This window comes from Mycolicibacter algericus DSM 45454 (genome assembly GCF_002086455.1).
Lineage (GTDB): Bacteria > Actinomycetota > Actinomycetes > Mycobacteriales > Mycobacteriaceae > Mycobacterium > Mycobacterium algericum.
This window is the reverse complement of the sequence record NZ_MVHC01000005.1, coordinates 15,772-30,586: the sequence shown is the minus strand read 5'-3', so window position 1 is coordinate 30,586 and position 14,815 is coordinate 15,772. Positions and strand designations below refer to the sequence as shown.

The following is a 14,815-nucleotide window of genomic DNA, read 5'->3' as shown; positions in this document are numbered from 1 at the left end:
GCCTACGAGGCACCCCTGTCGGTGGCGCGGTTTATGGTGGCCGCGATGGGACTGCAGCTGCACCGCGCCGAACGCACCGACGCCCTCGTCGACGGGCTGGGCGCGTTGCTGGCGACACCGCCGGCTGACCCGTTCGCGCTGGACCTGGTGCTGGTCCCGGCCCGTGGCGTGGAGCGCTGGCTGTCCCAGCGGCTGTCGCATGTGCTCGGCGCCGGTTCGGGGGGCGACGGGGTGTGCGCGGGGGTGGAGTTTCGCAATCCGGCGTCGCTGATCGCCGAGATCACCGGGATCGCCGATGAGGACCCGTGGTCGCCGGACGCGATGAGCTGGCCGCTGCTGTCGGTGATCGACACCAGCCTCGACGAGGACTGGTGCCGCACGTTGGCAACGCATTTGGGCCATTTTCACGACGGTGACGACGCGCAGGTGCGACGTGGCCGGCGCTACGCGGTGGCGCGGCGGCTGGCCGGGCTGTTCGCCTCCTACGCCCGGCAGCGGCCTGAGATGCTGGCGGACTGGCTCGACGGCGGGCGCGGCGACGGCGCGGGTGGGCAGTTGGATCACGACCTGGCCTGGCAGCCGCCGCTGTGGCGGGCGCTGGCCGCGGCCATTCCGGCTGATCCCCCACACGTTCGGCACCGCCGCGCCGTCGACCGGCTGCGCGGCGCACCCGCCGACACGCTGCCGGCCCGGCTGAGCCTGTTCGGGCATACCCGGCTGTCGTGCACCGACATCGAGTTGCTCGACGCCCTGGCCACCCACCACGAGCTGCACCTGTGGCTGCCGCACCCCTCCGATGCGCTGTGGCAGGCGCTGCGCGGCGTGCACGGGGCGGTGCCGCGCACCGACGACGACAGCCGCGACCGCGCTACGCATCCGCTGCTGCAGACCCTGGGCCGAGATCTGCGGGAACTGCAGCGCGCCCTGCCCGCGACGCCGGCCGGCGATGACTACCTCGGCGCCGCGGCCCAACCGGGCACCCTGCTGGGCTGGCTGCAGGCCGACATCGCCGCCAATGCGGTGCGGCCCGACGGGCGTTGCGCCACACCGGCGGACCGTTCGGTGCAGGTGCACGCCTGCCACGGCCCGGCCCGCCAGGTCGACGTGCTGCGCGAGGTGTTGCTCGGCCTGCTCGAAGACGACCCGACGCTGCAGCCGCGCGACATCGTGGTGATGTGCCCGGACATCGAGACCTATGCGCCGCTGATCGTCGCCGGCTTCGGGCTCGGTGAGCTGGCCGGCGAGAGCCATCCCGCGCACTCACTGCGGGTGCAGCTGGCCGACCGGGCGCTGACCCAGACCAACCCGCTGCTGGGGGTGGCCGAGCAACTGTTGGGTATCGCCGACAGCCGCGCCACCGCCAGTGCGGTGCTCAACCTGGCGCAGGCGGCACCGGTGCGGGCCCGGTTCACGTTCACCGACGACGACCTGGAGGACATCACCTCCTGGGTGCAGCAGGCCAACGTCCGGTGGAGCTTCGACGCCGCGCATCGGGAGCCGTACGGGCTCAAGACCATTCAGCACAACACCTGGCGGTTCGGGCTGGACCGGATCCTGACCGGGGTGGCGATGTCGGAGGATTCCCGGGCCTGGCTGGGCACCGCGCTGCCGCTCGACGACGTCGGCAGCAACCGGGTGGAGCTGGCCGGGCGGCTGGCCGAGTTCGTGGCACGGCTGCAGACCGCCGCCGATGCGCTCACCGGGTCACGGCCGCTCAGCGAGTGGATCGCCGCGTTGATCGACGGCGTGACCGCGCTGACCCGGGTCTCGATCGACGACGGTTGGCAGACCGGCCAGTTGCAGCGCGAACTGGCCGATGTGGTGGTGCAGGCCGGTTCGCACGCCCAGACCGCGCTGCAACTCTCCGACGTGCGTGCCCTGCTGGCCGGGCACCTGGCCGGGCGGCCCACCCGTGCCAACTTCCGCACCGGCGGCCTGACGGTGTGCACCATGGTGCCGATGCGATCGGTGCCGCACCGGGTGGTGTGTCTGGTCGGCCTCGACGACGGGGTGTTCCCGCGGGCGGATCACATCGACGGCGACGACGTGTTGTGCCGGCGCCCGTTGACCGGGGAACGCGACGTGCGGTCCGAGGACCGGCAGCTGCTGCTGGATGCGGTGTGCGCGGCCACCGAGACGCTGGTGATCACCTACGCCGGCGCCGATGAGAGCACCGGCAAGCTGCGCCCGCCGGCGGTGCCGCTCGCCGAGCTGCTCGACGCGCTCGACATCGCCACCGAGGCGCCGGTCCGCGGCCACGTCGTGGTGCGGCACCCGTTGCAGCCCTTCGACATCCGCAATGTCGAGCCGGGCGCACTGGGGGTGCCGGGCCGGCCGTTCACCTTCGACCCGACGGCGCTGACCGCCGCCGAGGCCGCCGCCGGGAAACGCACCGAACCGACCGACACTTTCGCCGCGTTGTTGCCGCCGCCACCGGTCACCGACGTGGAACTCGAAGAGCTGACCCGATTCTTCAAGGATCCGGTCAAGGGGTATTTCCGGGCACTGGATTACACGCTGCCCTGGGACGTCGAGGGCGTCCAGGACGCCATGCCCGTCGAGATCGAGGGCCTGGCGCAGTGGGCGGTCGGTGATCGGATGCTCTCCGACATGCTCGCCGGCATGCACCCCGACGACGCCGCGAACGCCGAGTGGCGCCGCGGCACCCTGCCGCCGGGGCGGCTCGGCATGCGCACCGCCTGCGAGATCCGCGACCTGTCCCGGGCATTGGCCGAGGCCGCGTTCGCCCACCGGGTCGGGGACCCGGACGCCTACGACATCGACGTCGATCTGCGAGGGCGCCGGCTCACCGGCACGGTGTCCGGGGTGTACGGCAGCCGCACCGTGTCGGTGGTCTACTCGCGGCTGGCGCCCAAGCATGTGCTGGCATCCTGGATTCCATTGCTGGCGTTGGCGGCCCAATACCCGGACACCCAGTGGAGCGCGCTGTGCATCGGGCGGGGCGTGGGCCGCAGCCATATCCGGCAGCGACATTTCGTGCCGCCACCGGACCCGGTGGCGGTGCTCGGTGACCTGGTGGCGATCTACGACGCGGGCCGGCGTGAGCCGCTGCCGCTGCCGCTGGCGACGTCGTGTGCCTGGGCTGCGGCCCGCCGCGAGAAGGAGGACCCGGTCGGCGCCGCCCGGGGCGCCTGGGGCGGCAAGTTCGGCGAGTCCACCGACGCCGCCCACATCAAGGTGTGGGGACAGCACGCCCCGCTGGACACTCTGCTGGACGTCCCGCGTCCCGGCGAGGAGGTCACCGGCGAGGGCACCCGGCTGGGGGCGCTGGCGGTGCGGCTGTGGGCACCGCTGCTGAGCGCGGAGGTGCTCTCGTGACACATCGCTTCGATCTGCTCGGTCCGCTGCCCGCCGAGCGGTCCACCGTGGTGCTGGAGGCCAGCGCCGGCACCGGTAAGACCTTCACGCTGGCCGGTCTGGTGACCCGCTATCTGGCTGACGGGGTCGCCCGTGTCGACCAGCTGCTGCTGATCACCTTCGGCCGGGTGGCCAGCCGGGAGCTGCGGGAACGGGTGCGCGGCCAGATCGGTGACGCGCTGGCGGTGCTGGAGGGCCGCCGGGAGCCCGCCAACGATCTGGAGCACCATCTGCTCACCACCGGCGAGGCCGGGGAGGCGTGCGCCCGGCTGCGCAATGCGCTGACCGACTTCGACGCCGCGACGATCGTCACCATTCACCAATTCTGCGCCATGGTGCTGAAATCACTTGGCGTGGCCGGTGATACGGCTTCGACCGCGACCCTGCTGGAAAGCCTGACCGATCTGGTCACCGAGATCGTCGACGACCACTACCTGGCGCATTTCGGCAACGACGAGAACAAGCCGCCGATGACGCGCAAAGAAGCGCTCGAGTTGGCCGGCAGGGTCGTGGAAGACCCGGCCGCGCAGCTGCGCCCGCAGCATCCCGACCCCGAATCCGAGGCGGGAGTGCGACGGGCGTTCGCCGAGGCGGTGCTCGACGAGCTCGAGCACCGCAAACGCCGGCTCGGGGTGCTCGGTTACAACGACCTGCTGACCCGGCTGGCCGAAGCCCTGCGGCGCAGCGGATCCGACGCCGCGGAACGGATGCGCCGGCGATGGCCGATCGTGATGGTCGACGAATTCCAGGACACCGACCCGGTGCAGTGGGAGGTGATCGACCGCGCCTTCGGCGGGCAGTCCACGCTGGTGCTCATCGGTGACCCCAAGCAGGCGATCTACGGTTTCCGCGGCGGCGACATCTACACCTACCTGGCCGCGGTCCGCGCCGCCGGCGACCGGCGCACCCTGGCCACCAACTACCGCAGCGACAAGGCGCTGGTCGACAGCCTGCAGACCGTGCTCGGCGGCGCCCAGCTGGGCCACCCGGAGATCGTTGTGCCACCCATCGAGGCCCACCACACCGGCTATCGGCTCAGCGGGGCGCCGCACAACGCCCCGTTCCGGCTGCGGGTCGTCAAACGGCCCACGCTGGGCAAAGACGGTCTCGACAGCCTGCTGATCGGCCCACTGCGCGAACACATTCCGGCTGACCTGGCGGCCGACGTCGGCGCCCTGCTCAACTCCGGCGCCCGCTACGGCGACCGGGCGCTGTGCGCCGGTGACATCGCGATCCTGGTCGAGCAGCACCAGGATGCGGCGTTGTGCCGGGACGCGCTGACCAAACTGGGCATCCCGGTGGTCTACACCGGCGACACCGACGTGTTCGCCTCCCGGGCCGCCGAGGACTGGCTGTGCCTGTTGGAGGCCCTCGACCAGCCGGGCCGCACCGGGCTGGTGCGCGCGGCGGCCTGCACGATGTTCTTCGGCGAGTCCGCGGAATCGCTGGCCCGCGAAGGCGACTCGCTCACCGACCGGGTCACCGAGACGCTGCGCGAGTGGGCCGACCATGTCCGGTTGCGCGGCGTCGCGGCGGTGTTGGAGGCCGCGCAGCTCGCCGGGATGGGGCGGCGGGTGCTGAGCCAACGCGGCGGCGAGCGGCACCTGACCGACCTGGCCCACATCGGTGAGCTGCTGCATGAGGCCGCGCACGCCGACCGGCTCGGCCTGCCGGCGCTGCGGGACTGGTTGCGCCGCCAACGTGAGGACCGCACCGGTGCAGTGGAGCGCAACCGCCGGCTGGACAGTGACGCCGGTGCCGTGCAGATCATGACGGTGTTCGCTGCCAAGGGCCTGCAGTTCCCGATCGTGTACCTGCCCTTCATGTTTCGCCGTTATATCGCCGCCGAGGGCAACCTGCTCTACCACGAGACGGGCACCGACGGTGCCGAGGTCCGCTGCCTGCACATCGGCGGGTCCCGCAGCCCCGGGATGGCGGCGGTCAAGGAGTTGCACCGGCGGGAGGAAGCGCTCGACCACATCCGCATCACCTATGTCGCACTGACCCGGGCGCAGTCGCAGGTGATCGCCTGGTGGGCGCCGGCCGGCGACGAGGTCAACGGCGGGCTGTCGCGGCTGCTGCGTGGCCGGCCGCCCGGGCAGGCCGAGGTGCCCGACCGGTGTGAGTCGCGGATCTCCGACGACGACGCCTGGGCGGTGTTCACCGCGTGGCAGGACCGGGGCGGCCCGGTGGTCGAGGAGTCGGTAATCGGTCCGCCGACGGCGCCGGTTCGGCGCGAGGCGCCCGGCGAGCTGGCGGTGCGTCACTTCCACCGCCACATCGATGCCGGCTGGCGGCGCACCTCCTATTCGGCGCTGCTCCGCGGCGCACAGGAGCAGGCGGAGAGCGGGGTGCACTCCGAACCCGATGCCCACACCCGTGACGACGAGTCCGAGGACGTCACCGTCACCCGGGCGGCCGCCGCCGACGGCGTCGAGGTGCGGTCGCCGATGGCGGACCTGCCGGGCGGCAAGACGTTCGGGTCGCTGGTGCACGGGGTGTTGGAGACCGCCGACCCGTTCGCCGCGAACCTGGCCGCCGAACTGACCGAGCAGGTGCGGGTGCACGAACCCTGGTGGCCGATCGGCGTCGACGCCGAGACGCTGGCCGCGGCGCTGGTGCCGATGCACGACACCCCGCTGGGCCCGCTGGCCGACGGGTTGACGTTGCGGCGGATCGGCTTACCGGACCGGTTGCGGGAGTTGGACTTCGAGATTCCACTGGCCGGCGGCGACACCGCCGGCGCCGCGACGCAGCTGCGGGTCGCCGACGTGGGCGCACTGCTGCGTGAGCACCTGGCGCCCGAGGATCCGTTCGCGGTCTACGCCGACCGGTTGCTGTCCGAGACGCTCGGCGGCCAGTCGCTGCGCGGCTATCTGTCCGGCTCGTTGGACGTGGTGTTGCGGTTGCCCGATCAGCGGTATCTGGTCGTCGACTACAAGACCAACAACCTCGGCGAGACCGCCGCCGACTACAGCCCACCGCGGATGACCGAGGCCATGCTGCACTCGGATTACCCGCTGCAGGCGCTGCTGTACACCGCGGTGTTGCACCGGTTCCTGCGCTGGCGCCAACCGGACTATGACCCGGACCGGCACCTGGGCGGGGTGCTGTATCTGTTCGTGCGCGGCATGTGCGGGCCGGACACCCCGATTCTCGGTGGGTATCCGGCCGGGGTGTTCAGCTGGCGGCCGCCGGCGGCGCTGGTGGTGGCGCTGTCGGATCTGCTGCAGCAGGGGGTGGCGGCATGAACACCGAGCTTGATCCGCTGTCGTGGCGGGTGGCGCGCGGCGCCACCGGCGTGCTGCGCGAGTTCAACGAGGCCGGCGTGCTGGAAGCCGCGGATGTGCATACCGCCCAACGGCTCTGCGCGCTGGGCGCCGAATCTGACGAGACGGTGGCGTTGGCGGTGGCGCTGGCGGTGCGGGCGTTGCGCACCGGGTCGGTCTGCGTGGAGCTGGCCACCGTGGCCGACGGCACCGAGTCTCCCGAGCTGAGTTGGCCGGAGCCGGCGGCCTGGCTGGCTGCGGTGCGCGCCAGCTCGCTGGTCGCAAAGCAGGTGTTGCGCATCTACGACAACGATTCGGGCGGGCTGCTGTATCTGGACCGCTATTGGCGTGAGGAGGAGCAGGTCTGCGCGGACCTGCTGGCGCTGTCGATGCCGCAGGACGGGCCGGTCGAGCTGCCCGGGCTCGAGCGGCTGTTCCCGCCGGACCACGACGACCAGCGCGCCGCCGCCGAGATCGCGTTGACGCAGGCGGTCACGGTGCTCACCGGCGGCCCGGGGACCGGCAAGACCACCACGGTGGCCCGGTTGCTGGCACTGCTGGCCGAACAGGCCGCGGCGTCCGGGCGGCGACCGTTGCGGATTGCGCTGGCCGCGCCGACCGGCAAGGCCGCGGCCCGGCTGACCGAGGCGGTCGCCGGGGTGGTGGCCGGGCTCGAGCCGAAGGATCAGGCCCGACTGGCCGGGCTGCAGGCCAGCACGTTGCACTCGCTGCTGGGTTCGCGACCGGGAAATTCGGCGCGGTTCAAGCACAATCGCGGCAACCGGCTGCCGCACGACGTGATCGTGGTCGACGAGACGTCGATGGTGTCGCTGACGCTGATGGCCCGGCTGTTGGAGGCGGTGCGGCCCACCGCCCGGCTGATCCTGGTGGGCGACCCCGACCAGTTGGCGTCGGTGGAGGCCGGTGCGGTGCTGGCCGACCTGGTGGACGGCTTGGCCGCCCGCCCGGGCACCCGGGTGGCGACGCTGGTGACCGCGCACCGCTACAAGAAGGCGATCGGTGAGCTGGCCGCGGCGATCCGCGCCGGCGACGGCGACACCGTGATCGAGCTGCTGCGCTCCGGCGACGAGCACCGGGAATGGCTCGACGCGTCGACCCCGGCCGCGCTGGGCGACCAGCTGGCGGCGATCGCGGTGCCGCACGCGTTGCGGGTGCGCCAGGCGGCGCTGCTCGGCGATGCCGGCGAGGCGTTGCGCAACCTCGACGAGCACCGGCTGTTGTGCGCGCACCGCGACGGCCCGCACGGGGCCAACCACTGGAACCATCAGATTCGGCGGTGGGTGTCCGAGCAGACCGGGGATCCGGTGTGGGCGGACTGGTATGCCGGGCGGCCGCTGCTGGTCACCGCCAACGATTACGGGCTGGGCGTGCGCAACGGCGACACCGGGGTGGTCGTGGCCCGCGCCGACGGGCTGCGGGCGGTGATCGCGACGGCGTCCGGTGCGGTGGATTTCGCCACCGGCCGGCTCTCCGACGTCGACAGCATGTACGCGATGACCATTCACAAGAGCCAGGGCAGCGAAGCCGATGTGGTGACCGTGCTGATGCCCCCGGTGGAGTCGCGGCTGCTGACCCGCGAGCTGTTCTACACCGCGGTGACCCGCGCCAAACACCAGGTGCGGGTGATCGGCTCCGAGGACGAGATCCGTGCCGCGCTGGATCGGCGGGCGGTGCGGGCGTCCGGGCTGGCGCTGCGGTTGCGTGAGGCCTGACGGGCTGTCGGTCCCCCGCTCTACCGTGAGGACCATGAGCACGAGCAGCGGATCGCAGAGCGGCCGATCGGTGTTCGCCGTCATCCTGGTTCTCGCGCTGCTGTGGTGGTTGCGCTGGGTCATCCTGGCCGGAGTCGTGATCACCCTGGCGGTCATCGTCGCACGCTGGCTGCTGCGCAGCTACGCCGAGCACCGCGCCGCCGAACTGGCCCGGCTGCAGGCGATCCGGCACCGCGCCGAGATCCAGAACGCCCAGGTGCTGCGCGGTGACCCGCAGGGGTTCTACGGCCGGTACCCGCTGCCGGACCCGGAATTGATTCCGCGGTGGTACCGGGTTGACGGTGCCGGCGGCCCGGGACCATGCGGATAGTTGCCCGCCTCTCAGCGACACGTCCCATCGGGCCCACCCCGCGTCAGAAGTTGTCGCTGAGAGCCGGGCAACTCCCTCATCCCCGCCAAGCCGCTACGGATGGGGCCGGTGGTGCCACACTGTCACCATGACGGAATCCGGCGATACCAGGGTCGCGGTCTACCTCGACTTCGACAACATCGTGATCTCCCGCTATGACCAGGTCAATGGACGCAGCTCGTTCCAGAAGGACAAGGCCAAGGGCCTGGCCAAACACCCGGATCGGCTGGCGCGGGCCACCGTCGACGTCGGGGCGATCATCGACTTCGCGTCGTCGTTCGGCACGCTGGTGCTCACCCGCGCCTACGCCGACTGGTCGGCCGAGGTCAACACCGGCTACCGCCAACAATTGGTGGCCCGCGCGGTCGATCTGGTGCAGTTGTTCCCGGCGGCGGCCTACGGCAAGAACGGTGCGGACATCCGGTTGGCCGTCGATGCGGTCGAGGACATGTTCCGGCTGCCGGATCTGACCCATGTGGTGATCGTGGCCGGCGACTCCGACTACATCCCGCTGGCGCAGCGCTGTAAACGGTTGGGCCGCTATGTGGTCGGTATCGGGGTGGCCGGGTCGACCAGCCGGGCGCTGGCCGCCGCCTGCGACGACTTCGTCAGCTACGACGCGCTGCCCGGGGTACCGGTGTTCGAGCCCGCACCGGCCGACGCCGACGCCGAACCGAAGCGGCGCACCCGCGCGCCCAAGCAGCAGCCCGAAGAACCGCCGGCGCCGGATCCGGTGGACACCGCCACCGCGCTGCTCACCCGCGCCCTGCAGATCGGCCTGGAGAAGGACGACGTCGAGTGGTTGCACAACTCGGCGGTCAAGGCGCAGATGAAGCGGATGGATCCGTCGTTCAGCGAGAAGGAGTTGGGCTACAAGTCTTTCAGCGACTTCCTGCGGTCCTACTCCGACCTGGTCGAGCTCGATGAGAGTTCGACGACGCGGATGGTGCGGCTGCGCAACTGATCCAGCCCGACGCGCTACCCTTCGGCCGCCACCAAGGACCGCAGCTGTATATCGGGGTTGTCGCGTTGGAATCCTTGCAGTCGCCAGCTATTGGAGAACAACGCCAGGTGCACCCCGTCGGTGCGGGTCATGACCTCCGTCAGCGACTGCCTGTCGACGAAGTCGACGTCGCCGGGGTCTACGATCCGCGCGACCTGGTAGGCCAGCGACTCCAGCGTGATCGGCGCACCGATCTCGGTGGCCATCCGGTGTGCCGCCACCTCGAACTGCATCGGGCCGACCGCGGCGAGCACCGGCGCCTGGTCGCCCCGGCGATCGGAGCGCAGCACCTGAACGACGCCCTCCTGGTCCAGCTGCTCGATGCCGCGACGGAACTGCTTGTGCTTGCTGGGGTCGGCGTTGCGGGCCACCGCGAAATGCTCGGGTGAGAAGCTCGGTATCGGCGGGTACTGTACGGGCACATCGCAATACAGCGTGTCGCCCGGGCGCAGGGCCGCGGCGTTGGCCAGCCCGATCACGTCGCCGGGCCAGGCGGTGTCCAGGGTGGCACGCTGCTGGCCGAACACCGACTGGGCGTACTTGGTCACAAACGGTTTGCCGGTCACGGCGTGGGTGAGGACGTCGCCGCGTTCGAAGGTTCCCGAGTACACCCGCGCGAAGGCGATGCGATCGCGGTGTGCGGAGTCCATGCCGGCCTGCACCTTGAAGACGAAGGCGCTGAACGGCGCGTCGGTGGCCCGCCGGTTGCCGTCCACATCGAGCGCTCCGCCGGGCGGCGGCGCCAGCTCGGTGAGCACGTCGAGCAGCTGATTCACCCCGAAGTTCAGCGCCGCCGAGGTGAACAGCACCGGTGATGCCGTGCAGTCCAGGAACGCCTCGCGGTCGAAGTCGGAACCATCGGCGCTCAGCAGCTCGCATTCCTCGACCGCGGTGTCCCAGTCGACACCGGCCGCGCCATGCGCGTCCTCGGCGGCGATGTGTTCCTCGGGTGCCGCGGTGGCGCCGCCGGCGGTCCGGGTGAACCGAATGAAGTTCCCGGACCGGCGGTCGAGCACCCCCTGGAAGTCTCCGGCGATGCCGACCGGCCAGGTCAACGGGGTGGGGCGCAGCCCGATCCGGGTCGCGATCTCGTCCATCAGTTCCAGGGCGTGCCGGCCGGGGCGGTCCCACTTGTTGATCACGGTGATGATCGGGATCCGGCGGTGACGGCACACCTGGAACAGTTTGAGAGTTTGTGGCTCAAGGCCTTTCGCGGCGTCGATGAGCATGACCGCGGAGTCGACGGCGGTCAGCACCCGGTAGGTGTCTTCGGAGAAGTCGGCGTGGCCGGGGGTGTCGAGCAGGTTGATGACGCAATCCTGTCCCCGTGCGGTGCGGTACCCGAACTGCAGGGCGGTCGACGTGATGGAGATGCCGCGGGCCTTCTCCATCTCCATCCAGTCCGACACGGTGGCGCGGCGGCCGGATTTGCCGTGTACCGCGCCGGCTTCGGTGATGGCCTTGGCGTGCAGCACCAGCGCCTCGGTCAGGGTGGATTTGCCGGCGTCGGGGTGGCTGATGACGGCGAAGGTTCTGCGGCGGCTGGCTTCGGAGTGCACGGCGTTGTCGGTCATGGCGGCAGAAAGTGTATGGGCGGTGGCAGGCAGATCAATAATCGGGCACGGTTGACGCCGGTCAGTACAGCGGCCCGCCGCCGAACAGTTCCCGGTGCGAGTCGGGCTGGTTGCCGTCGACGTCGGTGATGCCGTAGTCCAGTGCGGTCTCGGCGCTGATCAGGGTGTGGCCGCTGCGGACGGCGATGTCGGGATCACTCGCCAAGGCGGCGACCACTCGGCCGATGAACTCCGGCGTTTCGGCGTTGGCCAGGCCGAAGCCCTGGAAGTTGTCCAGGCCGCGGTCGATGAGGCCTTGCATGACTTCGTTTTTCACCAGGCCCGGCCACAGCGACACCGCGCTCACCCCGGTTTCGTTGAGCTCCACCGCCATATCGGCGGCCATCTTGTCCAGTCCGGCTTTGGACATGCCGTAGAGCACCGAGTGCAGGTGCCCGCGGGTGCCGAACGAGGAGATGTTGACGATCAGGCCCGATCCGCGCGCCACCATGAGCTGTGCGGCGTGCACCGAGGCGACGTAGTGGGCGCGCAGCCCGACCCCGATCAGGGTGTCCCAGTCCGAAAGCGGGCGCTGCCAGAACTTCTCGGTGAACCCGGCGAATCCCTTGGGTGCCGCCCATACGTTGTTGACCAAAAGGTCCAGTCGGCCGTGCTGCTCGTCGGCGATGCGGTCGAACAGCGCGGCGATCTGGGCGTCGTCGCGGTGGTCGCACTGCACCGCGATGCCGTGCCCGCCGCGCTCGGTGACACCGGCGGCGGTCTCCGCCAGCGGGCCCTCCCTGCGGGCGGTGACATAGACCGTCCAGCCCCGCGAGCCCAGGGCCAGCGCGACGCCCTTGCCGACGCTGCGGCTTGCGCCGGTGACCAGGGCGATGCCTGCGTCGCTCATCTGGCGGCCTCCACCACGGCGTCACCGAGGGGGCGCACCAGCGACCACAGCTGGCGGAAGTGGCTGCGTGACATCTTCCAGTTCCCGTTCTCGATGACGTAGGCGTCGTCGTACTCGCCGGTGAGCAGCCGCTCGGTGCGCTCGATCAGGTTGAGCTGGCGGAACTTCAGCGTCCAGCGTCCGGTTGCCCGGCCGGGCCCGGTGATGGTGATATCCGGGTGCATCCCGTGGTGCATGTCGAAGATGACGTGTTTGCCGTCGACGGTGTGCAGCGCGATGCGGCGGAATACCTCGGCCATCTGATCGGCGTCGGTGAAACCGCCCAGCGGGCCGTAGTCGAGGTCGGCACCCTCGGCGATGAAGCAGGCGCGGAAGGTGTCGGGATCCTTGGCGTCGCAGGCGCGGAAGTAGCGGTGTTTGAGGGCCTTGATCGCCTCGATCTGTTCGAGGGCTTCCAGTCGCTGTTCGACGGTCATCGTCTCGACGATAGTTGTCGGCGGTCGCATTCGTGCTGGACGCATGTTCCGAGGACGGGGTGAGCCTGGGCAGCTACACTCGTAGCATGGCTGCTACGATCCCTGCTCGCGACCTCCGCAATCACACCGCGGAGATCCTGCGGCGGGTGGCTGCCGGTGAAGAGATCGAGGTTCTCAAGGACAACCGTCCGGTGGCGCTCATCAGCCCGGTTTCACGGCGACGCCAGTGGCGGCCGGCCGCCGAAGTGATTGGCGAACTGGTGCGACTGGGCCCGGATAGCACCGGTTTGCGTCAAGAGCTGCGCGAAACCCTGACGCAGACCACCGACGACCTGGCCGACTGAGCAGTCATGAGTCTTCAACGGGCATTGGCGGACACGTCGGTGTTTATCGGGATCGAAACGCAACGCATCGACGCAGACAAGTTCGCACCGTTCGAATGGGGCGTCTCGACCATCACGCTCGGGGAACTCCGGCTCGGAGTGTTGCGAGCTTCCACTCCCGAAGCCGCATCGCGGCGGCTATCCACCTACCAAATCGCACAACGCTTCGAGCCGTTAAGCGTCGACGAGCGAGTCTCGGAAGCGTGGGCGTTATTGGTGTCCCAGCTACGCGCCACCGGCCGACGGGTACCGATCAACGACAGTTGGATTGCGGCAACCGCTCTGACACACGACATTCCGGTGGTGACCCAGGACAATGATTACTCGGGGATGCCTGGAGTCACCGTCATTCAGCTCTGAATGATTCCGCTCAGATCGCGACGAAGCCGAGCAGTTCGGCGACCCGGCGCTCGTTCGCGCGCACGCACTACGTGCAATGGATGCGTGGCATCTGGCGGTCGCCAGTCGGCGTTTTCGACGACGACGAAGTTCGCTCGGTTTCCCATACCCCTGCCTCCATTCGGTTGGCGACAAACCTGGCGCGCGCGTTCGGGCACGGGTAGTCATCTTTGAGTTCGCCTGTGGACAACTCACATCCGCTCCCGTCCAGCCATAATTCAAAGGTGCGCCACACCGACGGTGATCCCCTGTTGCTCGGGCAGCGGGTGGTGGCCATCCTGGAGACCGGCCTGCGCACGGCGACCTACAAGCTCGCCACGTTGATGGCCTTGATCGACCACTGCATCGAAAACGTTCCGGCGAGTCCCGATGACGTTCTCGAGGTCTCGATTCCGGCGTTGGCCCACCGGGTGCTGGAAATCTATTGGTTGCAAGTGCGTCCGTTCGAGGGCCAAGTTCTGTCGCAGATGACAGGCGGGCCGAAGGGGGTGATCCCCAACGCCGCGCGACGGTTGCGCGCTGCGGCACACGTCGCCAACAGCAGGGTGCCGCTCGATGTCGCGGTCAGCCGGGTCCCTCATGCCTACGAAACAGCGCTAGACGAGGTCAGCGTGTGTCTGGCCGGCGAACCACTTCGTCGCCTCCAGCGCTTTGGCGGTGCAGCTGAAAGCGATCCCTTTCTTTACGACGATGCATTCCTGCAGAAGCCGAGCAGCTCCGCCAAACGGGTCCGCGGCTACTCGATCGAACTGAAACCTGGCGTAGCCCATGGCCTCGCCCGATTAGCCGGACTGCTGAAGCCTGCCCTGGAGATCATGTGGGTCGACGATGTTCGCCGGATGAACAAGTTTCTGCATGCCGACGTTCCAGACGTCGCCGGCCACTTGTTCGGCCGGGAGCGAACCGCGCTGGAGAAGGTCCGCGAGCCGTTAAAGGACGCATTCGGGCCGCATTGCTTCTACTGTTCGACGCATCTGCCGGCCGGCAATCCGATCGATCATGTGCTGCCGTGGTCGCTGGTCGGCATCGACGGCCTGGCCAACCTGGTGCTGGCCTGCACTCGCTGCAATGGCGACAAGAGCAACGCTTTGCCGGCGGTGCCGATCATCGACCAGGTGCTTGACCGGGATCAAGGCGTACTAGAGCAGATCGCCGCCGAAATCGGGTGGCCGACGCAACGCGACCGCGTGGTGGCCGCCGCCGTCGGGGTTTATCGGATGCAACCGGCCGGGGTGCCGACCTGGTCGGGCTACAAGCAGACGACGCGGCTCGACATCGCCTTCCCGCCCTCGTGGGAGTGAC

General features: G+C 69.7%; 11 protein-coding genes. 8 read left to right on the top strand and 3 right to left on the bottom strand.

The genetic code is table 11. The features are described from left to right. The first annotated feature begins 45 nt into the window (after positions 1-45). The 5 genes from recC (at position 46) to BST10_RS06650 (ending at position 9,753) form a co-directional block, all read left to right on the top strand. Positions 46-3,339, top strand: a complete 3,294-nt coding sequence (gene recC, locus BST10_RS06670) for an exodeoxyribonuclease V subunit gamma (RefSeq protein ID WP_083037329.1) — start codon at positions 46-48, stop codon at positions 3,337-3,339. Beyond that, complete coding sequence (gene recB / locus BST10_RS06665; protein WP_083037189.1) at positions 3,336-6,629, top strand: exodeoxyribonuclease V subunit beta; 3,294 nt, start codon at positions 3,336-3,338, stop codon at positions 6,627-6,629. Before recC ends, recB begins: the two co-directional genes overlap by 4 nt. Continuing rightward, positions 6,626-8,380, top strand: coding sequence for an exodeoxyribonuclease V subunit alpha (recD, locus tag BST10_RS06660; protein WP_205277361.1), 1,755 nt, complete (start codon positions 6,626-6,628; stop codon positions 8,378-8,380). The genes recB and recD overlap by 4 nt, the downstream gene beginning before the upstream one ends. Positions 8,381-8,414: 34 nt before the next feature. After that, complete coding sequence (locus tag BST10_RS06655) at positions 8,415-8,750, top strand: hypothetical protein (RefSeq protein WP_049792833.1); 336 nt, start codon at positions 8,415-8,417, stop codon at positions 8,748-8,750. 127 nt (positions 8,751-8,877) lie between these two features. After that, the gene (locus tag BST10_RS06650; RefSeq protein ID WP_083037188.1) at positions 8,878-9,753 is read left to right on the top strand and encodes an NYN domain-containing protein; all 876 of its coding nucleotides are present in this window, start codon (positions 8,878-8,880) and stop codon (positions 9,751-9,753) included. Positions 9,754-9,767: 14 nt separating this feature from the next. Here the strand turns inward: BST10_RS06650 and BST10_RS06645 are convergent, their stop codons facing one another. From BST10_RS06645 to BST10_RS06635, 3 genes are all read right to left on the bottom strand, one after another. Next, complete coding sequence (locus tag BST10_RS06645; protein WP_083037187.1) at positions 9,768-11,366, bottom strand: peptide chain release factor 3; 1,599 nt, start codon at positions 11,364-11,366, stop codon at positions 9,768-9,770. A gap of 61 nt (positions 11,367-11,427) precedes the next feature. Then, positions 11,428-12,255, bottom strand: coding sequence for an SDR family NAD(P)-dependent oxidoreductase (locus BST10_RS06640; RefSeq protein ID WP_083037186.1), 828 nt, complete (start codon positions 12,253-12,255; stop codon positions 11,428-11,430). Then, the gene (locus BST10_RS06635) at positions 12,252-12,731 is read right to left on the bottom strand and encodes a nuclear transport factor 2 family protein (protein WP_013827579.1); all 480 of its coding nucleotides are present in this window, start codon (positions 12,729-12,731) and stop codon (positions 12,252-12,254) included. Before BST10_RS06635 ends, BST10_RS06640 begins: the two co-directional genes overlap by 4 nt. An 86-nt stretch (positions 12,732-12,817) precedes the next feature. Between BST10_RS06635 and BST10_RS06630 the strand changes: the two genes are divergently transcribed. From BST10_RS06630 to BST10_RS06620, 3 genes are all read left to right on the top strand, one after another. Continuing rightward, the gene (locus BST10_RS06630; protein ID WP_083037327.1) at positions 12,818-13,075 is read left to right on the top strand and encodes a type II toxin-antitoxin system Phd/YefM family antitoxin; all 258 of its coding nucleotides are present in this window, start codon (positions 12,818-12,820) and stop codon (positions 13,073-13,075) included. A gap of 6 nt (positions 13,076-13,081) precedes the next feature. Then, the gene (locus tag BST10_RS06625; protein ID WP_083037185.1) at positions 13,082-13,474 is read left to right on the top strand and encodes a type II toxin-antitoxin system VapC family toxin; all 393 of its coding nucleotides are present in this window, start codon (positions 13,082-13,084) and stop codon (positions 13,472-13,474) included. Between the two features lie 263 nt (positions 13,475-13,737). Continuing rightward, positions 13,738-14,814 (top strand): HNH endonuclease, encoded by a 1,077-nt coding sequence (locus BST10_RS06620; RefSeq protein WP_235673534.1) that lies wholly within the window; start codon positions 13,738-13,740, stop codon positions 14,812-14,814. Position 14,815 lies beyond the last annotated feature (1 nt).